Below are 22,969 nucleotides of genomic sequence, written 5' to 3'. Positions count from 1 at the left end.
TTTCGCCCGGACAGAGACCGACCATGAGCGACACCCCCTACATCTTCGATATCAATGGCGCCGCCCAGTTTGAACAGCTGGTGATCGAGAACTCGTTCGACAAACCGGTGCTCGTCGACTTCTGGGCCGAGTGGTGCGCACCCTGCAAGGCGCTGATGCCGGTGCTGGCGCAGATCACCGAGGGCTACCAGGGCGAGCTGCTGCTGGCCAAGGTCAATTGCGACATCGAGCAGGACATCGTCGCCCGCTTCGGCATTCGCAGTCTGCCGACCGTGGTGCTGTTCAAGAACGGCCAGCCGGTCGATGGCTTCCAGGGCGCCCAGCCGGAGTCGGCGATTCGTGCCCTGCTGCAACCTCACGTCGCCGAGCCGCAAGCCCCCCAGGCCGACCTGCTGGAAGTCGCCCAGACGGCCTTTGCCGAGGGCCGCATCGGTGAGGCCGAGGCCGCGCTCAAAGAACTGCTGACGGAAAACAACGAAAACGCCGCGGCGCTGATTCTCTACGCCCGCTGTGTGGCCGAACGGGGCGATCTGAGCGAAGCCGAGCAGGTGCTCGGCGCGGTGAAGGGCGATGAACACAAGCAGGCCCTCGCTGGCGCCCGTGCGCAGATCACCTTCCTGCGCCAGGCCGCCGACCTGCCGGACGCCGCCACCCTGAAGAGCCGCCTGGCCCAGAATGGCGAGGATGACGAAGCCGCCTACCAACTGGCCATCCAGCAGCTCGCCCGCCAACAGTACGAGCCGGCCCTGGATGGCTTGCTGAAGCTGTTCGTGCGCAACCGCAATTACGCCGACGGCCTGCCGCACAAGACCCTGCTGCAGGTATTCGACCTGCTCGGCAACGACAACCCGCTGGTCACCACCTACCGCCGCCGGGTGTACCAGGCACTGTACTAAGAAAACCTGTTCACGATCTTCATGCCGGGCTTTATCTATTTTGACTGCAACACGGCGGTAGCGGGCATCGGCGCAGTATCTGTGGGAGCGGGCCATGCCCGCGAAAAATCCCGGGCATGGACTAGGCGTCCCCGCCCGTTCCCACGGGTAAAACAACAATGTCTGCTTTCGCCGGCGGATTCAACCGGTCGACGCAACGTACTGATTAAAGCACTCGGCAGGAGTCGCAAAGTCGAGTGTTTTACGTGGTCGCTCATTTAATAGTCTTGCTACCTCATCGAGCTTGTCTTGAGAGTACTCAGATAGATTCATGCCTTTGGGAAAGTACTGCCTCAACAGCCCATTCGTATTTTCGTTTGAGCCACGTTGCCATGGGGACTTGGGGTCGCAGAAGTAGACTTGGATGTTCGTTGCCAAGGTAAATCGCTTGTGCGCAGCCATCTCTTTGCCCCGATCCCAGGTCAGAGATCGATAAAGCTCTTGAGGTAGCTTTTGAGCATTTTCTATAAGCGCATCGATTACCGTAGCCGTATCTTTGCCGGCTACTTTCACCAACATCAGATAGCGGCTGTGACGCTCGACAAGCGTGGCGATCTGGCTGTTCTTACTGCCACACAGTAGGTCACCTTCCCAATGACCAGGTACAGCACGGTCAGCTACTTCAGCGGGCCTCTTACTGATAGAGACCGTATCAAGAATTTGCCCGTGGTTATCTGTTTTTTGGGTGTGATGGCGTGAGCGACGCATGGCTCGAGTGCGCCGTAAATGCTCAAGCAGCTCTTTTTTCAAGGCGCCACGTGCCTGTATGAAAAGGCTGCGATAGATCGTCTCGTGGGACACGTGATAGCTCGGCTCATTTGGGTAAGTACGCTGTAGCCAACCAGCTATTTGTTCTGGTGACCACTGCATCTGCAACCGCTGAGCCACAAGTTGCGCTAACTGCGGAGCTTGGACAAGTTTGCAGACCTTAGGGCGGCAGGCTCGATCCCATGCAGCTTGATCTGCATAGCTGGCTCGATAGTGATGCAACCCGCCGTTGCGGCTTATCTCCCGACTAACTGTCGAGGGCGCTCTGCCAAGTTGTAGAGCAATCAGGCGAATCGAATGCCCTGCAACGAGAGATCTCGATATTTCCTCACGCTCTGCCATCGTAAGCGCGAGCCTTGAGCGTTTACGTATCGGCGGTCGTATCCCTCCTGTCTGCGCCAAAATGCGCTGTATCGAGGAGTGGTTGCGATCAAAGAGCTGGGCGATCTGCTGGAGAGAGTCTCCTCTTCTCCAGTGCGCCCACATCAGCGCTTTCTGGCTTTCGGTGTAATAGATTCGAGGTCTTTGCTTCATCTGCAACACTCCTACCTGCTTACACAGGAATTATGGTGTTGCGTTGACCAATTGAATCCGCCCCTTGTAGTTGCCCGTACACATGCTCAGATTACCCAGGCAGCTGAACTACGCCTCTCCCACCCAGCAATAAACCGGCGCATCTGCGCCGGCTTCCATGCGCACCTGCTCGCAGTGGCGCAGGCGCACCAGCAGGCGCTTGCCCGCCACTTCACCGCCGGCCAGCGCCGCCAGTTGCGCCATCAGCTGCGGCCCTTCGATGCGTCCGGCAAGGCGCAACAGCTCCAGCACCGTCTGCCACTGGCCATCCTGATCGGCCTGCGCCGGCACCGACGCGGCCACCGCCGGGCTCTGCGCCGCAGCGGCCGGCACGGCCGCCGCCAGTTGCGCCCAATCCTGCGGATCCAGTTCCACCGTCAGGTCCACCGGCCAATCGCCGATTCGCCCGCGAATACGCACCATGCCCACCTCCACTCGTTCGATACGCCATGCTCCCACGGCCGCGCGGGCAAACCAAGCCGGCTCTACCAAGGGCCAAAAATTTGTTATAACGTATCAATTAATTCCACCCATACCCTACCGGAGCCCACCATGCGCCACCTGCTGCTTGCCCTGCCCTTCGCCCTGCTGCCCCTGGCCGCCGCCCAGGCCCACGATGACCATGAACACGGCAGCCTTGGCAAACACGAACACGGCGTCGCCACGCTGAACGTGGCGCTGGAAGGCAGCACCCTGGAAATCGAGCTGCAAAGCCCGGCGATGAACATCGTCGGCTTCGAGCATGCCGCCACCAGCGATGCCGACAAGAAGACCGTCGCCGCCGCCCGCGCCCTGCTGGAAAAGCCCCTGGCGCTGTTCAGCCTGCCCGCCGCTGCTGGCTGCAGCCTGAACGAAAATGAAGTACGCAGCCCGCTGTTCGGCCATGCAGAAGCCGATCATGATCATGACCACGACCACGACCACGGCCACGGTGAGCATGCCGATGGCGACGACCATCACCACGAGCACAGCGATATCGATGCCGACTACAGCTTCACTTGCAAACAACCGGGCGAGCTGAAAGCCCTCGACCTGTCGGCCTTCTACAAGCAGTTCCCGGCCACCCAGAAGATCAACGTGCAACTGATCGGCCCGAGCGGCCAGCAGGGTGTCGAATCGACCCCGGCCAAGCCACGCCTGACCCTCTGATCGACAGGGCGGAGGCCTCCACCCGGAGGCATCCGCTGCTGCACACGTTCGGCAACACCCTCTGGCTCAGCATTTGGTGGCCATGACTGGCACACTTGCTTCTTTTTCCTCCAGCGCCAGCAGTTCCCATGACCACAGCACTGATCGAACTCACCGACCTCGGCTTCGCCTGGCCCGGCCAGGACGAGCTTCTGGACATCCCCCATTTTCACCTGCAACGCGGCGAAACCCTGTTTCTCAAGGGCCCCAGCGGCAGCGGCAAGACCACCCTGCTCGGCCTGCTCGGCGGCGTGCAGAAACCCGGGCGTGGCACCATTCGCCTGCTCGGCGAAGACCTCGCCACGCTCTCGGCGGCGCGCCGCGATCGCTTTCGCGTCGATCACACCGGCTACATCTTCCAGCAGTTCAATCTGCTGCCATTCTTGAGCGTGCGCGACAACGTCGAGCTGCCCTGCCGCTTTTCCCGCCTGCGCGCCGAACGCGCGGCGCAGCGTTATGGCAGCGTCGATGGGGCCGCCGGCAAGCTGCTGGAACACCTGGGCCTGCGCCCGGAGCTGCTCGAACGCCGCGCCGATTCGCTGTCCATCGGCCAGCAGCAACGGGTTGCCGCGGCCCGCGCGCTGATCGGCCAGCCGGAGCTGGTGATCGCCGACGAACCGACCTCGGCGCTGGACGCCGATGCCCGCCAGGCGTTTCTCGAGCTGCTGTTCGGCGAATGCCGCGATGTCGGCGCCAGCCTGTTGTTCGTCAGCCACGACCAGAGCCTGGCCGCACTGTTCGACCGCAGCCTGTCGCTGGCTGAACTCAACCGCGCCAGCAAGCCCCAGGAGGTCTGAGGTGTTCCTGTTACGACTCGCCCTGGCCAGCCTGGCCAACCGCCGCTTCACCGCCCTGCTCACGGTATTCGCCATCGCCCTGTCGGTGTGCCTGCTGCTCGCCGTGGAGCGGGTGCGCACCGAAGCCCGCGCCAGCTTCGCCAACACCATCAGCGGTACCGACCTGATCGTCGGCGCCCGCTCCGGCAGCGTCAACCTGCTGCTCTACTCGGTGTTCCGCATCGGTAACGCCACCAACAACATCCGCTGGGACAGCTTCGAGAAGCTCGCCACCCACCGCCAGGTCGACTGGGCGATCCCCATTTCCCTGGGCGACTCGCACCGCGGCTACCGGGTGATGGGCACCAACGAAGACTACTTCGACCACTACCATTACGGTCGCGGGCAATCGCTGCAACTGGCCCAGGGCGAGCGCTTCCACGACCTGTTCGACGTGGTGCTCGGCGCCGAGGTGGCCGAGGCGCTGAACTACAAGCTCGGCGACAAAATCGTGCTGTCCCACGGCGTCGCGACCATCAGCCTGCAGCAGCACGACGACAAGCCTTTCGTGGTCAGCGGTATCCTGGCGCGCACCGGCACGCCGGTAGACCGCACCCTGCACATCTCCCTGGAAGGCATGGAGGCGCTGCACGTCGACTGGCAGAACGGCGTGCCGGCCCGCGGTGCCGGCAAGGTCAGCGCCGAGCAGGCGCGACACATGGACCTGCAACCCAAGGCGATCACCGCGGCGATGCTCGGCCTGAAGAGCAAGATCGCCACCTTCGCCGTGCAGCGCGAGGTCAACGAATACCGCGGCGAGCCGTTGCTGGCGATTCTTCCCGGCGTCGCCCTGCAGGAGCTGTGGAGCCTGATGGGCACCGCGGAAAAGGCGCTGTTCGTGGTCTCGCTGTTCGTGGTGCTGACCGGGCTGATCGGCATGCTCACGGCGATTCTCACCAGCCTCAACGAGCGGCGCCGGGAGATGGCCATCCTCCGTTCGGTCGGCGCACGGCCCTGGCATGTCGCCAGCCTGCTGGTTCTCGAGGCCTTCTCGCTGGCCGCCGCCGGGGTGGTGGCGGGCACCGCACTGCTGTATGCCGGCATTGCCGGTGCCCAGGGCTACGTGCAGGCCAATTACGGCCTGTATCTCCCCCTCAGCGCACCGACGCCCTATGAGTGGACGCTGCTCGGCGCTATTCTGGCAGCCGCCCTGCTGATGGGCAGCGTGCCGGCCTGGCGCGCGTATCGGCAGTCGTTAGCGGATGGGCTCTCCATCCGGCTGTGACTGCGCGAAGCCGGGCCTGATCAGCCCGGCTTCGTTTTCCAATTCAAAGGTAGTGTCATGCGTCGCGTCCTGCTTACCGCTCTGCTCCTCACCCTCGTCTCGCCGCTCTGGGCCGCCGACCTGCGAACCCTGAACTGGCAGGAACTGATTCCCAAGGATGCGCCACCCCAGGTGCCGCAGATGACGCCGATGCACGACATGTCGCAGCTCGGCGATGCGCTGTCCGAGGGCGGCGCGGCCTCTCTGCAGCAGTTCCCCTCGGCACCGGTGGTCAAGGAGATGGACGGCCAGCAGGTAAAGATCCCCGGCTATATCGTGCCACTGGACGTCACCGAAGAAGGCCGCGTGACCGAATTCCTGCTGGTGCCCTACTTCGGCGCCTGCATCCACGTGCCACCACCGCCCTCCAACCAGATCATCCATGTCACCACCGAACTGGGCGTGCTGCTCGATGCGCTGTACCAGCCGTTCTGGATCGAAGGCCCGCTCAAGGTCGAGCACAGCAGCAGCGAATTGGCGGAAGTCGGCTACCAGTTGGCGGCCGACAAGATCTACCCTTACGAACTGCCGGCCAATTAGGGTCTGTTGACGCTTCAGCACGAGCGCGCCGGAGCTCGTTTTAGCGCGAGGCAAGGCACGAGGTGCGAAGTTTGGCTGGCCAAATGAGTCACCGAGAAACGCAGCATCGCGCTAAAACGGGCCCGGCCCTAAGGGTTGCGCGGGAAATCTCGCCATGCGTCGTTGGAGAACTTGAGAAGGGAACACCATTCCCTGCGTCCTCCGCCTAGCCTGGCGAGATTTCTCGCAGCAACGCGGTTCGCGCTGAAGCATCAACAGACCCTGCATCGCGGCAAACTGTCGCACCGTTGCTCAGCCAGCTATTGAGCTGAGTCAACGGGCGCTCCGCTCAGCGCCCTACCCTGACGCCATCCGAGATGATTCGAATGACCCGTTAGGAGCTCACCATGTACAAGTCGCTGTTCTCTGCCTCGCTGATCGCCCTGGCGCTGGCTGCCCCCATTGCCCAGGCGCACCAGGCCGGAGACATTCTCGTGCGCGCCGGCGCCATCACCGTCAACCCGGAAGCGGACAGCTCCTCGGTCAAGGTCGACCGCGGCGGCCTGGCGGGCGCGGACCTGGGCGGCAAGGCGACCATGAGCAGCGACACCCAGCTGGGCCTGAACTTCGCCTACATGCTGACCGACCATCTGGGCATCGAGCTGCTCGCCGCCACGCCGTTCGAGCATGACGTGAAGATCAAGGGCACCGTGCTGGACGCCGCCAACGGCAAGCTCGGCACCCTCAAGCACCTGCCACCGACCCTGAGCCTGGTGTACTACCCGCTGGACGCCAGGTCGGCCTTCCAGCCCTATGTCGGCGGCGGCATCAACTACACCTGGATCTACGACGAACACGTGGGCAGCGGCGCCTCGGCAGCCGGCTTCGACAATTTCCGCGCCAAGAACTCCTGGGGCCTGGCCTGGCAGATCGGTGCCGACTACATGCTCACCGACAACCTGATGATCAACGCCCAGGCCCGCTATATCGACATCGACACCACCGCCTACGTGGACAATACCGCCCTGGGCGTACGCGCCAAGGTCGATGTGGATGTGGACCCGTTCGTGTACATGGTTGGCCTGGGTTACAAGTTCTGAATCCTGGTTTGGGACCAGGTGAAGGGCGGCGCAGTGATCGATGCACTTTTGTGGGAGCGCGCCATGCGCGCGAAATCGCGGGCATGGACTAGGCGTCCCCGCCCGCTCCCACAGGAATCCACACAGCAGCCCATCCAAACGCAAAAAGCCGGCAATGCCGGCTTTTTGCTGTCCTGCACTCAACGGCTCAACTTTTGAGCAACGCCGCCAGCCCATCACGCAGCGACGTCTGCGCCGGCAGCCGGTACTCGCTGGCCAGACGGCCATTGTCGGCACGGGAATGGCGGATATCCCCTGCCCGCGCCTCGAGATGGGTCACGGCCGGCAGCCCGCCGAGCAGCTCGCCGATCTGCGTCAGCAACTGCTTGAGGCTCACCGCCTGGTTCCAGCCCACGTTCACCGCCCCGCTGGGCGGCCGCCTGGCGTCCAGCGCCTGCAGCAACAGCTCCACCAGATCGGCGACGTAGAAGAAGTCGCGAGTCTGCTCGCCGTCACCGAACACGCTGATCGGCAGACCCTGCTGGGCGCGCTGGGTGAAGATGCTGATCACTCCCGAGTAGGGTGACGACGGATCCTGGCGCGGGCCGAACACGTTGAAGAAGCGGAAGATCGCCGGCTCCAGCCCGTGTTGCCGCGCGTAGAACTCCAAGTAGTGCTCGCTGGCCAGCTTGTCCGACGCGTAGGGCGTCAACGGCGCCTTGGCGGTGTCTTCGTCGATGGCCACGCCTTCGCCATTGTTGCCGTACACCGCGGCGCTGGACGCGAACACCACGCGCCGCACGCCGTGCTCGCGCATGGCTTCGCAGATGTTCAGGGTGCCGATGAAATTGCTCTGGTGGGTGCTGACCGGGTCGTCCACCGAGGCCTGCACCGAGGCCACGGCCGCCAGGTGCACCACGGCGCCGCAACCGGCCACCGCACGGCTGACCAGGGCGGCATCGGCCACGTCGCCTTCGATAAAACTCAGGCGCTCATGGTCCAGCGGCAGGTTGCTCAGTTTGCCCATGGACAGGTTGTCCAGCACGCGCACACGGTGCCCGCGCGCCAGCAGGGCGTCGACCAGGTTGGAGCCGATGAAGCCGGCACCGCCGGTGACGAGAACAGGTTGATCAGACATGGCGGTAATAGTGCTCCAGCAGGCTCGGCAGGCCGGCACGCCAGGCGCGCGGCTTGACGCCGAAGGTGTGAAGGATCTTCTTGCACGCCAGGACGCCGTGCTGCGGCTCTTCCGAGGCGTCGCCCCTGGCGGCATGGGCCTGGCCGCAGATTTCCTCCAGCAGGTTCTGGCGCAGGTGCCGGGCCTCGCTGAGCATCGCCTGGCCCAGGGCCAGCGCCGTGGTCGCCTCGTGGCCACCGTAGTGGTAGGTGCCCCACAGCGGTGCGGCGCAGTCGAGCTGCTTGAGCACGGCAAGGATCACCCGCGCGGCATCTTCCACCGGCGTTGGATTGCCGCGTCGGTCGTCGGCCAGGAACAGCGCCTTGTCACGCTCGGCGCGCACCAGGAAGCGCGCCAGCAGGCCGTCGGGGCTGTCATCGAGGATCCAGCCGAAACGCAGCAGCACGTGACGCGGGCACAGCGCGCGCACGCTCTGCTCCATGCGTACCAGCACCTGGCCACGCATGCTCAGCGGCTGGGTTTCGTCCTTCTCGCTGTAGGCGGTGGCGCGGGCGCCGTCGAACACCCGGTAGCTGGATGGCTGCAGCAGGCGAATGTCGTGATGCTGGCAGAGCTCGGCCAGGCGCTCGACCGCACGCTCCTGGGCAGCGAAACGCTCTTCGCTGACCTTGGAGGCCTGAAACCAGTCGAAATAGTAAGCGAGGTTGATCACCGCATCAGGGCGGGTATCGTCGACCAACTGAGTCAGGCTGGCGGCATCCCAACCCTGGGCCGGCGGGCGCGGGGCGAGGAAACCGATGTCTTCTTCGGCCCCCAGACGAATCAACGCCCGACCCAGCGTACTGCCACCACCCAGCAACAACAGGCGCATGCGCATAACGAAACTACAAGCTCCACAATCAGATTTGAGTCAGGCCCGGCATGGTTGCCTGGGCGACCGACTCTTGGCAGAGCCCGAACGGTTCAGCCCCATGGCCTGCATTTTGCTGTTTTTACCCCGCGCCGTCACCTGCGGGCTTCATCTTGCCGTGCCTGGTCCGGCCCAGGGATGCAGCGGGCAACCCTGCGGCGCGATGCCGGTCTGAATGCCGAGCCGATCAGAAACGAAGGAAGAAAACGTGAGAAAACTGCTGTTCCTGGCCTGCTGCGGGGTACTCGCCTACGGGCTGTTTCGCCCCGAGCCACCACCCGACCTGTTCGACGGGTCGGACAAGTTCCTGCATCTGGTCGCCTTCGGCGGCCTGTCGCTGATCACCCGTATCGCCTTTCCCAGCGCGCCAGGCTGGCTGCTGTGGCCGCTGCTGTACATTCAGGCGCCCCTGCTGGAATGGCTGCAGCACCTGCTCCAGCCGGTGCGCGAGTTCAGCCCGCTGGACGTGCTGGCCAACCTCTGCGGCATCAGCATCGCCCTGCTGCTGTGGACCTGCCAGGGGCTGTTGCGCAAGCGCTGGTTCAGCCCGGCCTGAGCCCCGCCGACGGAAACGAAAAGGCCCCGCAGTGCGGGGCCTTTTACCGTCAGCTGACGATCAGAACGGGATGTCGTCGTCGAAGCTGTCGTAGTCCTGGGCCGGCTGCGGCTTCTGCTGCTGTGGCGCGGACTGGCGCGGCGCCTGCTGCTGCGGTTCGCGCTGCGGTGCCGGGCGCGACTGACGCGGGGCGGAATCACCACCACCGGCGCCGTCAGGACGGCCGCCGAGCAGCTGCATGGTGCCCTGCATGTCGACGATGATTTCGGTGGTGTAACGCTTCACACCGTCCTTTTCCCACTCGCGGGTCTGCAGTTTGCCCTCGATGTAGACCTGGGAGCCCTTGCGCAGGTACTCACCGGCGATCTCGGCGACCTTGCCGAACAACGACACACGGTGCCACTCGGTTTTCTCGACGCGCTGACCGGTCTGCTTGTCCGTCCACTGCTCGCTGGTAGCTAGGCTCAGGTTGGTCACGGCATTGCCGCTGGGCAGATAGCGCGTTTCCGGATCCTGTCCGCAGGTACCGACCAGAATGACTTTGTTAACCCCACGGGCCATAACGCTCTCCTACTTTCAGCACGTCACCGGCGCCGCTTCGATCAAGCGCTGCAGCGACGTGCGATCCAATTGTTGGGTATCCACTTTCACATAGAGGGCGGCCTCTTCGACCACCACAACGGCATCCGCCACTCCCGGCGCTGCCTGAATTCGCTCGGCCAGACCTGCTTCCTGCAACGCCGCACTGGAGAGCGGCAACCGCAGGCTGGTCACATACGGCGGTTCACGCATAGTAACAGCAAAGGCCAGCCAGAGAACCGTCAACAGTGCACAGCCGGCAAACACGCCGGTCAGCCCGTAGTGCTGATACAGCCAGCCACCGAGGATGCCGCCCAGGGCCGAGCCGAGGAACTGGCTGGTCGAGTACACGCCCATGGCCGTGCCCTTGCCACCGGCCGGCGCCACCTTGCTGATCAGCGAGGGCAGCGAGGCTTCGAGCAGGTTGAAGGCGGTGAAGAACACCACGATGCCCAGCACCAGGTTGCGCAGGCCATGGCCGAACGCCCAGAAGAACAGCTCGCAGCCGAGCAGCACGACGATCGAGCCGATCAGCACGCGGCGCATCTGACGCTTCTTCTCGCCGTAGATGATGAACGGCACCATCAGGAAGAAGCCGCCGAGCAGCGCGGTCAGGTACACCCACCAGTGCTGTTCCCTGGGCAGGCCGCCCTGCTCCACCAGGGCCAGCGGCAGGGCAATGAAGCTGGCCATGAGGATCGCATGCAGGGCGAAGATGGCGAAGTCCAGGCGCAGCAGGTCCGGGTGTTTCAGGGTTGGCCACAGCGCCTGCCTGGCGACGCCCGACTCGCGGTGCTGCAGCGGCCCGGCACTCGACGGCACCAGCCCGACGACGATGACGATGCCCAGCAGCGCCATGGCGCCGGTGGCCAGGAACAGCCCGGACAGGCCGAAGGCGCGGGTCAGCAGCGGGCCGACCACCATGGCCACGGCGAACGACAGGCCGATGCTCATGCCGATCATGGCCATGGCCTTGGTGCGGTGCTGTTCGCGGGTCAGGTCGGACAGCAGCGCCATTACCGCCGCCGAGATCGCCCCGGCCCCCTGCAGCACACGCCCGGCGATCACCCCCCAGATGGAATCGGCATTGGCGGCCAGCAGACTGCCTGCGGCGAAGATCACCAGACCGAAGTAGATCACCGGTCGCCGACCGATACGGTCGGAGATCACCCCGAAGGGAATCTGCAGGAAGGCCTGGGTCAGGCCGTAGGCGCCGATCGCCAGTCCGATCAGGGCCGGGGTTGAACCGGCGAGCTCCTGCCCATAGGTAGCCAATACCGGCAACACCATGAACATGCCCAGCATGCGGAATGCGAACACCAACGCCAGCCCACCGGCTGCACGGGTTTCCGCGCTACTCATGCGTTCGCTGTGCGAATCGCCCATCGTCGATAACCTGTTGAAACAAGCCGGCGATTCTACCAGTCGAAACCCTACTGGCACAGCAGCGGCGCTTTGCCGCACGACTGTCGCCGCCCGTATACTCGGCGGTTTATCCGCCCGCCACGCGAGGCTGTGACAAGGGCCTCCTGTTACGACAGCGACGAAAAACCAGTCAGCTTAGAGGTTCCTTTTGGACAAGATCCTGATTCGTGGGGCCCGTACCCACAACCTGAAGAATATCGACCTGACCCTGCCACGCGACAAGCTGATCGTGATCACCGGCCTGTCCGGCTCCGGCAAATCCTCCCTAGCCTTCGACACCCTGTATGCCGAAGGCCAGCGTCGCTACGTGGAGTCGCTGTCGGCTTACGCCCGGCAGTTCCTGTCGATGATGGAAAAGCCCGATGTCGACACCATCGAAGGCCTGTCGCCGGCCATCTCCATCGAGCAGAAGTCCACCTCGCACAACCCGCGCTCGACGGTCGGCACCATTACCGAGATCTACGACTACCTGCGCCTGCTCTACGCCCGCGCCGGTACGCCGCGCTGCCCCGACCACGACCTGCCGCTGGAAGCCCAGACGGTCAGCCAGATGGTCGACCAGGTGCTGGCCATGCCCGAGGGCAGCAAGCTGATGCTGCTGGCCCCGGTGATCCGCGAGCGCAAGGGCGAGCACCTGGCGGTGTTCGACGAGCTGCGCGCCCAGGGCTTCGTGCGCGTGCGGGTCGACGGCAAGCTGTATGAACTGGACGAGCTGCCCAAGCTCGACAAACAGAAGAAGCACAGCATCGATGCGGTGGTCGACCGCTTCAAGGCCCGCGGCGACCTGCAGCAGCGCCTGGCCGAATCCTTCGAGACCGCGTTGAAGTTGGCCGATGGCCTGGCGCTGATCGCGCCCATGGAGGGCGAGGAAGGAGAGGAGATCATCTTCTCCGCGCGCTTCGCCTGCCCGGTGTGCGGGCACTCGATCAGCGAGCTGGAGCCCAAGCTGTTCTCCTTCAACAACCCGGCCGGCGCCTGCCCGACCTGCGACGGCCTGGGCGTGAAGCAGTTCTTCGACGCCAAGCGCCTGGTCAATGCCGAGCTGACCCTGGCCGAAGGCGCGATACGCGGCTGGGACAGGCGCAACGTGTATTACTTCCAGATGCTCGGCTCGCTGGCCTCGCACTACCGTTTCAGCCTGGACAAACCCTTTGGCGAGCTCGATAGCGAGCACCAGAAAGTCATTCTCGGCGGCAGTGGTACGCAGAAGGTCGACTTCAAGTACCTCAACGACCGGGGCGACATCGTCAAGCGCTCGCACCCGTTCGAGGGCATCGTGCCCAACCTCGAGCGCCGCTACCGCGAGACCGAATCGACCAGCGTACGCGAGGAGCTGGCCAAGTTCCTCAGCACCCAGCCCTGCCCCGACTGCCGCGGCACGCGCCTGCGTCGCGAAGCGCGCCATGTGTGGGTGGGCGAGAAGACCCTGCCGGCCGTCACCGGCATGCCGATCGGCGCGGCCAGCGACTATTTCGGTGACCTGACCCTGGATGGCCGTCGCGGCGAGATCGCCAGCAAGATCCTCAAGGAAATCTGCGAGCGCCTGCAGTTCCTGGTCAACGTCGGCCTCGACTACCTGACCCTGGACCGTAGTGCCGACACCCTGTCCGGCGGTGAAGCCCAGCGCATCCGCCTGGCCAGCCAGATCGGCGCCGGCCTGGTGGGGGTCATGTACATTCTCGACGAACCCTCCATCGGCCTGCACCAGCGCGACAACGAGCGCCTGCTCGGCACCCTGCGCCACCTGCGCGACATCGGCAACACGGTGATCGTGGTCGAGCACGACGAGGACGCCATCCGCATGGCCGACTACGTGGTCGACATCGGCCCGGGCGCTGGCGTGCACGGCGGGCAGATCGTCGCCGAAGGCACCGCCGAAGAAGTCATGGCCCACCCGGACTCGGTCACCGGCAAGTACCTGTCCGGCCGCACCAAGATCGTCGTGCCGGCCAAGCGCACACCGCGCAACAAGAAGCTGTCGCTGAAGATCAAGGGCGCCCGCGGCAACAACCTGCAGAACGTCAACCTGGAGATTCCCATCGGCCTGCTGACCTGCGTGACCGGGGTCTCCGGCTCGGGCAAGTCGACGCTGATCAACAACACCCTGTTCCCGCTCAGCGCCACCGCCCTGAACGGTGCCACCACCCTGGAGGCTGCCGCCCACGACAGCATCGACGGCCTGCAGCACCTGGACAAGGTGGTGGACATCGACCAGAGCCCCATCGGCCGCACGCCGCGCTCCAACCCGGCGACCTACACCGGGCTGTTCACGCCGATCCGCGAGCTGTTCGCCGGGGTCCCCGAGTCACGCTCGCGGGGCTACGGCCCGGGGCGCTTCTCGTTCAACGTCAAGGGCGGGCGCTGCGAAGCCTGCCAGGGCGACGGCCTGATCAAGGTGGAGATGCACTTTCTGCCGGACATCTACGTGCCCTGCGACGTGTGCAAGAGCAAGCGCTACAACCGCGAGACCCTGGAGATCAAGTACAAGGGCAAGAGCATCCACGAGGTGCTGGAGATGACCATCGAGGACGCCCGCGCCTTCTTCGATGCCGTGCCGGCCCTGGCGCGCAAGCTGCAGACGCTGATGGACGTGGGCCTGTCGTACATCAAGCTCGGCCAGTCGGCGACCACCCTGTCCGGCGGCGAGGCGCAGCGCGTCAAGCTGTCGCGCGAGCTGAGCAAGCGCGACACCGGCAAGACCCTGTACATCCTCGACGAGCCGACCACCGGCCTGCACTTCGCGGACATCCAGCAATTGCTCGACGTGCTGCACCGCCTGCGCGACCATGGCAACACCGTGGTGGTAATCGAACACAACCTGGACGTGATCAAGACCGCCGACTGGCTGGTCGATCTCGGCCCGGAGGGCGGCTCCAAGGGTGGCCAGATCATCGCCGTCGGCACGCCGGAGGAAGTGGCCGAGATGGCGCAGTCCCACACCGGGCACTTCCTCAAGCCGCTGCTGGAACGTGACCGCGCTTAACCCGTGGCCTGAAACGAAAAGCCCCGCAGATGCGGGGCTTTTTCTTGCTGGTGATCTACATCTGGCTCTGCAGGTACTTCTCCAGCCCCAGCTTGGCGATCAGCTGCAGCTGGATTTCCAGCCAATAGGCATGGTCTTCCTCGGTGTCCTTGAGCTGCAGCAGCAGGATGTCGCGGGTCTGGTAATCCTGGTGGCGCTCGCACAGCTCGATGCCCTTGCTCAGCGCAGCGCGTACCTGATACTCGAGGGCCAGGTCCAGTTTCAGCGCATCCGGCACGGTCTGCCCGAAGGTGAAGGCATCCGGCACCATGTCCGGCACGCCTTCCAGGAACAGGATGCGCTTGAGCAGGGCATCGGCGTGCTGGGTCTCCTCCTCCATCTCGTGATTGATGCGCTCGTAGAGCTTGCCGAAGCCCCAGTCCTCGTACTGACGGGAGTGGATGAAGTACTGATCGCGCGCGGCCAGCTCTCCCTTGAGCAGGGTTTTCAGGTAGTCGATGACTTCGATATGGCCCTTCATGGGGAAATCCTTGGTGCTGCGAATGAATGGGTGAATGCTCGGCCCATCACCCGGCCGGGTCAAGCAAAAAGCACAACGCCCCCATGAAGGAGGCGTTGTGTTGGATCACCGACCGGGCGCAAACGCCCGGCCATGGATCAGGCGAGATCGAAGCGGTCGAGGTTCATGACCTTGGTCCAGGCGGCCACGAAGTCCTCGATGAAGCGGGCGTCGGCGCTGGCATAGACCTCGGCCTGGGCGCGCAGGATGGCATTGGAGCCGAACACCAGGTCGACCCGGGTGCCGGTCCACTTCAGCTCGCCGCTCTTGCGGTCACGCCCTTCGAACAGGTTGCTGTCACCGGCCGCCGCCTTCCACGCCGTGCCCATGTCGAGCAGGTTGACGAAGAAGTCGTTGGTCAGCGCGCCAGGCTTGGCGGTCAGCACACCATGGCTGGTACCGCCCACGTTGATGTTGATCGCCCGCAGACCCCCGATCAGCACGGTGAGCTCCGGCGCGGTCAGGGTCAGCAACTGCGCCTTGTCGATCAGCAACGCCTCGGCCGGCACGCTGTAGCGGCCCTTGAGGTAGTTGCGGAAGCCATCGGCGATCGGTTCGAGCACGGCAAAGGACTCGACATCGGTCTGCGCCTGGGACGCATCGCTGCGCCCGGCCGAGAACGGCACCTGCACGGTGCGGCCGGCCTTGCTGGCGGCCTGCTCGATACCGGCATTGCCTGCCAGCACGATCAGGTCGGCCAGACTCACCTGCTTGCCGCCGGTGGCGGAGCGGTTGAACTCGGCTCGAATGCCTTCCAGCGTCGCCAGCACCTTGGCCAGTTGCTCGGGCTGGTTGGCCGCCCAGTCCTTCTGCGGCGCCAGGCGAATGCGCGCACCATTGGCCCCGCCGCGCTTGTCGGAACCGCGGAAGGTCGAAGCCGAGGCCCAGGCCGTACCGACCAGCTCGGAGACCGACAGACCGGAGCCCAGCACCTGGGCCTTGAGGGTCGCCACGTCGGCGGCGTCGATCAGTGGGTGGTGCACCGCCGGCAGCGGGTCTTGCCAGAGCAGGTCCTCTTTCGGCACTTCCGGCCCCAGGTAGCGCGATTTCGGCCCCAGATCCCGGTGGGTCAGCTTGAACCAGGCGCGGGCGAAGGCTTCGGCGAAGGCTTGCGGGTTCTCCAGGAAGCGCCGCGAGATCTTCTCGTAGGCAGGGTCGAAACGCAGTGACAGGTCGGTGGTCAGCATCGTCGGCAGACGCTTTTTCGACGGGTCATGGGCATCGGGGATGATCGCCTCGGCGTCCTTGGCCACCCACTGGTGGGCGCCGGCCGGGCTCTTGGTCAGCTCCCACTCGAACTTGAACAGGTTCTCGAAGAAGTTGTTGCTCCACTGCGCAGGGGTGGTCGTCCAGGTCACTTCCAGCCCACTGGTGATCGCATCGCCGGCCTTGCCGCTGCCGAACGAGCTGCTCCAGCCCAGGCCCTGCTCTTCCAGACCAGCGGCTTCCGGTTCGGCGCCAACGTGATCGGCCGGGCCGGCACCGTGGGTCTTGCCGAAGGTATGGCCACCGGCGATCAACGCGACGGTTTCCTCGTCGTTCATCGCCATGCGCGCGAAGGTCTCGCGGATGTCATGGGCGGCGGCGAGCGGATCCGGGTTGCCTTCCGGGCCTTCCGGGTTCACGTAGATGAGGCCCATCTGCACGGCCGCGAGCGGGTTCTCGAGATTGCGACCCTGGCTATCGGTACGATCCTGCTCATGGCCATGCAGCTCGGCATCGGCGACCAGCACGCCCTGGTCGTCTTCACGGCCGGCAGCGCCCTTGCCATAGCGCTCATCGCCACCCAGCCAGGTCTTTTCGGTGCCCCAGTAAACGTCCTGATCCGGCTCCCAGGTGTCCTCACGGCCACCGGCGAAACCAAAGGTGCGAAAGCCCATGGTTTCCAGCGCGACGTTGCCGGTGAGTACCAGCAGATCGGCCCAGGAGATCTGCTGGCCGTACTTCTGCTTGATCGGCCACAGCAGGCGGCGCGATTTGTCGATGTTGACGTTGTCCGGCCAGCTGTTGAGCGGTGCGAAACGTTGCTGGCCACGGCCAGCGCCGCCACGACCGTCGCCGGTGCGGTAGGTACCCGCCGCGTGCCAGGCCATGCGGATGAACTGCGGGCCGTAGTGGCCGAAGTCGGCGGGCCACCAGTCCTGCGAGTCGGTCATCAGGGCGCGCAGGTCCCTCTTCAGCGCTTCGTAGTCCAGGGAATTGAAGGCGTCGGCATAGTTGAAGTCCTCACCCAGCGGGTTGGACTTGGCGGAATGCTGGTGCAGCAGGTCGACGCGCAGTTGATTGGGCCACCAGTCACGGTTGCCCGTACCGCCGCCAGCCGCATGCTTCGGCGTTTCCCCAGAGGCTTTCCCCGAGAAGGGGCATTTGCCCTCGGTCTTGTCACTCATCGTCTATCTCCTTAGCTGGCCTGTTCGTTCCCGACTGAGCGGGATTGGCGTTGAGTATTGACGAGCACAAGCGAAGCGACAAATGAATAACAACTTACAGTGCGATAGTTTTTTACTAAAAAACACCCATAAAAAAACCGGGCCTAGGCCCGGTCTTTTCTTGCAACGATGCCTTACTCGGCAGCTTCTACTGCGCCGCCGACCGGACGGTCGACCAGCTCAACATAAGCCATCGGAGCATTGTCGCCAGCGCGGAAGCCGCACTTGAGGATACGCAGGTAACCGCCCTGACGGGTGGCGTAGCGCTTGCCCAGATCGTTGAACAGTTTGCCAACGATAGCTTTCGAACGAGTACGGTCGAAAGCCAGACGACGGTTAGCAACGCTGTCTTCTTTAGCCAGGGTGATCAGCGGCTCGGCAACGCGGCGCAGTTCCTTGGCTTTCGGCAGAGTAGTTTTGATCAGCTCATGCTCGAACAGCGATACCGCCATGTTCTGAAACATGGCCTTGCGGTGAGCGCTGGTGCGGCTGAGGTGACGGCCACTTTTACGATGACGCATGGTTCAATTCCTTACCAAACTACACGTTCGGTGATGATGACGATCAGGCAGTGGCCTTGTCGTCTTTCTTCAGACTTGCCGGCGGCCAGTTGTCGAGGCGCATACCGAGGGACAGACCACGGGAAGCCAGAACGTCCTTGATTTCGGTCAGGGACTTCTTGCCCAGGTTCGGCGTTTTGAGCAGCTCTACTTCGGTGCGCTGGATCAGGTCACCGATGTAGTAGATGTTCTCTGCCTTGAGGCAGTTGGCCGAACGGACGGTCAGTTCAAGGTCATCAACCGGACGCAGCAGGATCGGGTCGATCTCGTCTTCCTGCTCGATCACAACCGGCTCGCTGTCGCCCTTCAGGTCGACGAATGCAGCCAGCTGCTGTTGCAGGATGGTAGCGGCACGACGGATGGCCTCTTCAGGATCCAAGGTACCGTTGGTTTCGAGATCGATAACCAGCTTGTCCAGGTTGGTGCGCTGCTCGACGCGAGCGTTTTCCACCACGTAAGACACGCGACGCACCGGGCTGAAGGAAGAGTCGAGCTGCAAGCGACCAATGCTGCGGCTCTCGTCTTCATCGCTCTGGCGCGAATCGGCCGGCTCATAGCCGCGACCACGAGCTACGACGAGCTTCATGTTCAGCGCGCCATTAGCGGCCAGATTGGCGATTACGTGGTCGCCGTTGACGATTTCAACATCATGATCCAGCTGAATGTCGGCAGCGGTTACGACGCCAGAGCCCTTCTTCGCCAGAGTCAGTGTAACTTCGTCTCGACCGTGCAGTTTGATGGCCAGACCTTTGAGGTTGAGCAGGATTTCAATGACGTCTTCCTGAACACCTTCAATGGCGCTGTACTCATGGAGTACACCGTCAATCTCGGCCTCGACTACTGCACAGCCAGGCATGGAGGACAACAGGATGCGACGCAGCGCGTTGCCCAGGGTATGGCCGAAACCACGCTCGAGAGGCTCGAGGGTGATCTTGGCGCGGGTCTGACTGACCACCTGCACATCGATATGGCGGGGGGTCAGGAACTCATTTACCGAAATCTGCATGGATGCACCTATTTTCTAGCCCTTACTTGGAGTAGAGCTCGACAATCAGGCTCTCGTTGATGTCAGCGGAGAGATCACCACGAACCGGAACGCTTTTGAACACGCCGGATTTCTTCTCGGTGTCTACATCTACCCACTCAACACGGCCACGCTGAGCACACAGCTCAAGAGCCTGAACGATGCGCAGCTGATTCTTCGACTTCTCGCGAACTGCAACCACGTCACCAGCTTTGACCTGGTAGGACGGTACGTTGACAGTCTTGCCGTTCACGCTGATCGCTTTGTGCGATACCAGCTGACGGGACTCGGCACGCGTAGCGCCGAAGCCCATGCGGTAAACGACGTTGTCCAGACGGCACTCGAGCAGTTGCAGCAGGTTTTCGCCGGTAGCGCCTTTCTGGCTGGCTGCCTGCTTGTAGTAACCGCTGAACTGACGCTCCAGTACACCGTAGATACGACGAACTTTTTGCTTCTCACGCAGCTGGGTGCCGTAGTCGGACTGACGGCCACGGCGCTGGCCGTGGATACCTGGGGCTGCTTCGATGTTGCACTTCGATTCCAGAGCGCGGACGCCGCTCTTCAGGAACAGATCAGTGCCTTCACGACGAGACAGTTTGCATTTGGGACCAATGTAACGAGCCATTTCTCACTGTCTCCTGATTACACGCGACGCTTCTTCGAAGGACGGCACCCGTTGTGCGGGATAGGCGTCACATCGGTGATGCTGGCGATCTTGTAACCGCAGCCGTTAAGAGCACGGACAGCGGACTCACGACCCGGACCTGGGCCCTTGACGTTGACGTCGAGGTTCTTCAGGCCGTATTCCAGCGCAGCTTGACCAGCACGCTCAGCAGCCACCTGGGCAGCGAACGGGGTGGACTTGCGGGAACCGCGGAAACCCGAACCACCGGAAGTAGCCCAGGACAGGGCGTTACCTTGACGGTCGGTGATGGTCACGATGGTGTTGTTGAAAGAAGCGTGGATGTGGGCGATGCCATCAACCACCGTCTTTTTGACTTTCTTACGAGTACGAGCAGCAGGTTTTGCCATGACTAAATTCCTGTCGATTCGCGAACGCGATTACTTGCGGATCGGCTTACGCGGGCCCTTACGGGTGCGTGCGTTGGTCTTGGTGCGCTGACCGCGAACCGGCAGACCTTTACGATGACGCAGGCCGCGGTAGCAACCCAGATCCATCAAGCGTTTGATTTTCATGTTCACTTCACGGCGCAGATCACCCTCGGTATTCACCTTGGCAACTTCACCGCGCAGCTGCTCGACCTGCTCGTCAGAGAGATCCTTGATCTTTGCTGCCGGGTTGATCCCGGTAGCGGCACAGATTTTCTGTGCAGTAGTGCGACCAACACCAAAGATGTAGGTCAGCGAGATAACAGTGTGCTTGTTATCCGGAATGTTAACGCCTGCAATACGGGCCATTCAGTGGAACTCCAATTGACAGCTACCTACGCCCCGGAAGCCAAGAAATGGGGCGCGAGATATTATCGCTGTAGAAACAAATAATCAACCCGGCAGCGCACTAGCTGCCGGGCTTATAGCGTCGATCACATTCAGCCTTGGCGCTGTTTGTGACGCGGTTCCGCGCTGCAAATCACTCGCACTACACCTTCACGGCGAATAATTTTGCAGTTGCGGCACAGCTTTTTCACCGATGCACGAACTTTCATCACCAACTCCTCGAACCTTATGGGCACTTCAGCGGAGCATGCCGCTGCCGTAGCCCTTCAGGTTGGCTTTCTTCATCAGGGATTCGTACTGGTGCGAAACGAGGTGCGATTGTACTTGCGACATGAAGTCCATCACAACCACTACCACGATCAGCAACGAGGTCCCGCCAAGGTAGAACGGTACGTTGGCCGCCACCACCAGGAACTGGGGCAACAAGCATACGGCCGTCATGTACAGAGCACCGAACATGGTCAAGCGGGTCAGAACGCCATCGATATAGCGCGCCGACTGCTCACCGGGACGGATACCCGGAATAAAGGCACCGGACTTCTTCAGGTTTTCCGCTACGTCTTTCGGGTTGAACATCAGCGCTGTGTAGAAGAAGCAGAAGAAAATGATCCCTGCACTAAACAGCAAAATGTTCAACGGCTGACCAGGAGCGATAGCCTGTGAAATATCCTGCAGCCAGCCCATACCTTCGGACTGACCAAACCAGGCACCCAGCGAGGCCGGGAATAACAGAAGGCTGCTGGCGAAGATGGCCGGGATTACGCCCGCCATGTTCACCTTCAACGGCAGGTGGCTGGTCTGCGCAGCAAAGACCTTGCGGCCCTGCTGACGCTTGGCGTAGTGCACCGCGATGCGACGCTGGCCACGCTCAATGAACACCACGAAACCGATGATCGCTACTGCCAGCAAACCGATGGCGATGAGAGCGAAGATGTTGATATCGCCCTGCCGTGCAGACTCGAAAGACTGCCCGATCGCCGACGGCAGACCGGCTACGATGCCCGCAAAAATCAGCATCGAAATACCGTTGCCAACACCGCGCTCGGTGATCTGCTCGCCCAGCCACATCATGAACATCGCACCCGCCACGAAGGTGGTGACTGCAACGAAGTGGAAGCCGAAATCGACCGAGAACGCTACGCCCTGACTCGCCAGGCCAACGGACATGCCGATAGCCTGAACGAACGCCAGAACCAAGGTGCCGTAGCGGGTGTATTGGCTGATCTTGCGACGACCAGCCTCACCTTCCTTCTTCAACTGTTCCAGCTGCGGGCTCACGGCGGTCATCAGCTGCATGATGATCGATGCCGAGATGTACGGCATGATCCCCAGTGCAAAGATGCTCATCCGCTCCAGCGCGCCGCCGGAAAACATGTTGAACAAGCTAAGAATGGTCCCCTCATTCTGTCGAAACAGATCGGCCAGACGGTCAGGGTTTATACCGGGAACTGGGATATGCGCGCCGATTCGATAGACGATGATCGCCATGAACAGAAAGCGCAGACGAGCCCAGAGTTCGGACAACCCGCCACCAGCCAGAGCAGAGAGAGCACCTTGCTTAGCCATTTATTCCTCGAACTTACCGCCAGCTGCTTCGATAGCCGCACGCGCACCTTTGGTGGCAGCGATACCTTTGAGGGTGACCGCGCGAGTAATCTCACCGGACAGCATGACTTTCACACGCTGTACGTTTTGATTAATCAGGTTGGCATCCTTCAGCGCCTGCAGAGTAACTACGTCGCCTTCGATCTTGTTCAGCTCGGAGGTACGCACTTGCGCGCGATCCATAGCTTTCAGAGATACGAAACCGAACTTGGGAAGACGACGGTGCAGAGGCTGCTGGCCGCCTTCGAAACCCGGAGCAATGGTGCCACCGGAGCGGGAGGTCTGACCTTTGTGACCACGGCCACCGGTCTTGCCCAAACCACTACCGATACCACGGCCCGGACGGTGCTTCTCGCGACGGGAACCCGGCGCTGGACTCAAATCGTTCAGGTACATGGATCAACCCTCCACACGGAGAAGGTAATAAGCCTTGTTGATCATGCCGCGGTTTTCCGGAGTATCCAGAACTTCGACGGTATGATTGATGCGACGCAGGCCGAGACCCTTGACGCAGGCTTTGTGATTGGCCAGACGGCCATTGGTGCTCTTGATCAGAGTCACTTTGACGGTGTTAGCCATGG

The 22,969-nt window shown here is 62.7% G+C and carries 25 protein-coding genes; 8 read left to right on the top strand and 17 right to left on the bottom strand.

The window, feature by feature from the left end; all coding sequences use genetic code 11:
- The first annotated feature begins 23 nt into the window (after positions 1 to 23).
- Positions 24 to 896 carry a thioredoxin gene (gene trxA / locus K8U54_RS13940; RefSeq protein WP_249906381.1) on the top strand — a complete coding sequence of 291 codons (873 nt, stop codon included), beginning with the start codon at positions 24 to 26 and terminating at the stop codon, positions 894 to 896.
- Positions 897 to 1,076: 180 nt separating this feature from the next.
- On the opposite strand, the gene K8U54_RS13935 is transcribed toward trxA, so the two are convergent.
- Positions 1,077 to 2,237, bottom strand: coding sequence for an IS30 family transposase (locus tag K8U54_RS13935; RefSeq protein WP_249906380.1), 1,161 nt, complete (start codon positions 2,235 to 2,237; stop codon positions 1,077 to 1,079).
- Between the two features lie 108 nt (positions 2,238 to 2,345).
- Complete coding sequence (locus tag K8U54_RS13930; protein ID WP_249906379.1) at positions 2,346 to 2,699, bottom strand: hypothetical protein; 354 nt, start codon at positions 2,697 to 2,699, stop codon at positions 2,346 to 2,348.
- Positions 2,700 to 2,828: 129 nt separating this feature from the next.
- On the opposite strand from K8U54_RS13930, the gene K8U54_RS13925 reads away from it, so the two are divergent.
- From K8U54_RS13925 to K8U54_RS13905, 5 genes are all read left to right on the top strand, one after another.
- Positions 2,829 to 3,425 carry a DUF2796 domain-containing protein gene (locus tag K8U54_RS13925; RefSeq protein WP_249906378.1) on the top strand — a complete coding sequence of 199 codons (597 nt, stop codon included), beginning with the start codon at positions 2,829 to 2,831 and terminating at the stop codon, positions 3,423 to 3,425.
- A gap of 128 nt (positions 3,426 to 3,553) precedes the next feature.
- A complete protein-coding gene (locus K8U54_RS13920) occupies positions 3,554 to 4,261 on the top strand; it encodes an ABC transporter ATP-binding protein (protein ID WP_249906377.1) in 708 nt (235 codons plus the stop codon).
- 1 nt (position 4,262) lies between these two features.
- A complete protein-coding gene (locus tag K8U54_RS13915) occupies positions 4,263 to 5,525 on the top strand; it encodes an ABC transporter permease (RefSeq protein WP_249906376.1) in 1,263 nt (420 codons plus the stop codon).
- A gap of 57 nt (positions 5,526 to 5,582) precedes the next feature.
- Positions 5,583 to 6,104, top strand: a complete 522-nt coding sequence (locus tag K8U54_RS13910; protein WP_249906375.1) for a DUF3299 domain-containing protein — start codon at positions 5,583 to 5,585, stop codon at positions 6,102 to 6,104.
- 386 nt (positions 6,105 to 6,490) lie between these two features.
- Positions 6,491 to 7,183, top strand: coding sequence for an OmpW/AlkL family protein (locus K8U54_RS13905; protein WP_249906374.1), 693 nt, complete (start codon positions 6,491 to 6,493; stop codon positions 7,181 to 7,183).
- Between the two features lie 187 nt (positions 7,184 to 7,370).
- Here K8U54_RS13905 and K8U54_RS13900 read toward each other — a convergent pair whose 3' ends face one another.
- Both K8U54_RS13900 and K8U54_RS13895 read right to left on the bottom strand, forming a co-directional pair.
- Positions 7,371 to 8,300 carry an NAD-dependent epimerase/dehydratase family protein gene (locus K8U54_RS13900; protein WP_249906373.1) on the bottom strand — a complete coding sequence of 310 codons (930 nt, stop codon included), beginning with the start codon at positions 8,298 to 8,300 and terminating at the stop codon, positions 7,371 to 7,373.
- Positions 8,293 to 9,177: a sugar nucleotide-binding protein gene (locus tag K8U54_RS13895; RefSeq protein WP_249906372.1), complete on the bottom strand. Its 885-nt coding sequence runs from the start codon at positions 9,175 to 9,177 to the stop codon at positions 8,293 to 8,295. Before K8U54_RS13895 ends, K8U54_RS13900 begins: the two co-directional genes overlap by 8 nt.
- 241 nt (positions 9,178 to 9,418) lie before the next feature.
- On the opposite strand from K8U54_RS13895, the gene K8U54_RS13890 reads away from it, so the two are divergent.
- Positions 9,419 to 9,766, top strand: coding sequence for a VanZ family protein (locus K8U54_RS13890; protein ID WP_249906371.1), 348 nt, complete (start codon positions 9,419 to 9,421; stop codon positions 9,764 to 9,766).
- 60 nt (positions 9,767 to 9,826) lie between these two features.
- Here K8U54_RS13890 and K8U54_RS13885 read toward each other — a convergent pair whose 3' ends face one another.
- Both K8U54_RS13885 and K8U54_RS13880 read right to left on the bottom strand, forming a co-directional pair.
- Positions 9,827 to 10,327, bottom strand: coding sequence for a single-stranded DNA-binding protein (locus tag K8U54_RS13885; RefSeq protein ID WP_073267867.1), 501 nt, complete (start codon positions 10,325 to 10,327; stop codon positions 9,827 to 9,829).
- A 15-nt stretch (positions 10,328 to 10,342) separates the two neighbouring features.
- Positions 10,343 to 11,731: an MFS transporter gene (locus K8U54_RS13880; protein ID WP_249906370.1), complete on the bottom strand. Its 1,389-nt coding sequence runs from the start codon at positions 11,729 to 11,731 to the stop codon at positions 10,343 to 10,345.
- Between the two features lie 187 nt (positions 11,732 to 11,918).
- Between K8U54_RS13880 and uvrA the strand changes: the two genes are divergently transcribed.
- Entirely contained in the window at positions 11,919 to 14,753 is a 2,835-nt protein-coding gene (uvrA, locus tag K8U54_RS13875; RefSeq protein WP_249906369.1) for an excinuclease ABC subunit UvrA, read from the top strand.
- Between the two features lie 55 nt (positions 14,754 to 14,808).
- Here the strand turns inward: uvrA and bfr are convergent, their stop codons facing one another.
- From bfr to rpmD, 11 genes are all read right to left on the bottom strand, one after another.
- A complete protein-coding gene (gene bfr / locus K8U54_RS13870; RefSeq protein WP_249906368.1) occupies positions 14,809 to 15,273 on the bottom strand; it encodes a bacterioferritin in 465 nt (154 codons plus the stop codon).
- Between the two features lie 137 nt (positions 15,274 to 15,410).
- A complete protein-coding gene (gene katG / locus K8U54_RS13865) occupies positions 15,411 to 17,702 on the bottom strand; it encodes a catalase/peroxidase HPI (protein WP_249906367.1) in 2,292 nt (763 codons plus the stop codon).
- A gap of 173 nt (positions 17,703 to 17,875) precedes the next feature.
- Entirely contained in the window at positions 17,876 to 18,262 is a 387-nt protein-coding gene (gene rplQ / locus K8U54_RS13860) for a 50S ribosomal protein L17 (RefSeq protein ID WP_042552930.1), read from the bottom strand.
- Positions 18,263 to 18,305: 43 nt separating this feature from the next.
- Entirely contained in the window at positions 18,306 to 19,307 is a 1,002-nt protein-coding gene (locus K8U54_RS13855) for a DNA-directed RNA polymerase subunit alpha (RefSeq protein ID WP_013789775.1), read from the bottom strand.
- A gap of 22 nt (positions 19,308 to 19,329) precedes the next feature.
- Positions 19,330 to 19,950 (bottom strand): 30S ribosomal protein S4, encoded by a 621-nt coding sequence (rpsD, locus tag K8U54_RS13850; RefSeq protein WP_013789774.1) that lies wholly within the window; start codon positions 19,948 to 19,950, stop codon positions 19,330 to 19,332.
- Between the two features lie 17 nt (positions 19,951 to 19,967).
- Positions 19,968 to 20,357 carry a 30S ribosomal protein S11 gene (gene rpsK, locus K8U54_RS13845; RefSeq protein ID WP_013789773.1) on the bottom strand — a complete coding sequence of 130 codons (390 nt, stop codon included), beginning with the start codon at positions 20,355 to 20,357 and terminating at the stop codon, positions 19,968 to 19,970.
- Positions 20,358 to 20,387: 30 nt separating this feature from the next.
- Complete coding sequence (gene rpsM / locus K8U54_RS13840) at positions 20,388 to 20,744, bottom strand: 30S ribosomal protein S13 (RefSeq protein ID WP_249906366.1); 357 nt, start codon at positions 20,742 to 20,744, stop codon at positions 20,388 to 20,390.
- A 131-nt stretch (positions 20,745 to 20,875) separates the two neighbouring features.
- Positions 20,876 to 20,992 carry a 50S ribosomal protein L36 gene (gene rpmJ / locus K8U54_RS13835; protein WP_002555468.1) on the bottom strand — a complete coding sequence of 39 codons (117 nt, stop codon included), beginning with the start codon at positions 20,990 to 20,992 and terminating at the stop codon, positions 20,876 to 20,878.
- Positions 20,993 to 21,020: 28 nt separating this feature from the next.
- Positions 21,021 to 22,349, bottom strand: coding sequence for a preprotein translocase subunit SecY (gene secY / locus K8U54_RS13830; protein WP_013789771.1), 1,329 nt, complete (start codon positions 22,347 to 22,349; stop codon positions 21,021 to 21,023).
- Positions 22,350 to 22,784: a 50S ribosomal protein L15 gene (gene rplO / locus K8U54_RS13825; RefSeq protein ID WP_070887126.1), complete on the bottom strand. Its 435-nt coding sequence runs from the start codon at positions 22,782 to 22,784 to the stop codon at positions 22,350 to 22,352.
- Between the two features lie 3 nt (positions 22,785 to 22,787).
- Complete coding sequence (rpmD, locus tag K8U54_RS13820) at positions 22,788 to 22,967, bottom strand: 50S ribosomal protein L30 (RefSeq protein WP_013789769.1); 180 nt, start codon at positions 22,965 to 22,967, stop codon at positions 22,788 to 22,790.
- Between the last annotated feature and the right edge of the window lie 2 nt (positions 22,968 to 22,969).

The organism is Pseudomonas fulva (assembly GCF_023517795.1).
GTDB classification, from domain to species: domain Bacteria; phylum Pseudomonadota; class Gammaproteobacteria; order Pseudomonadales; family Pseudomonadaceae; genus Aquipseudomonas; species Aquipseudomonas fulva_D.
Note: the sequence above shows the minus strand (reverse complement) of the source record. Positions and strands in the feature narration are given on the sequence as shown.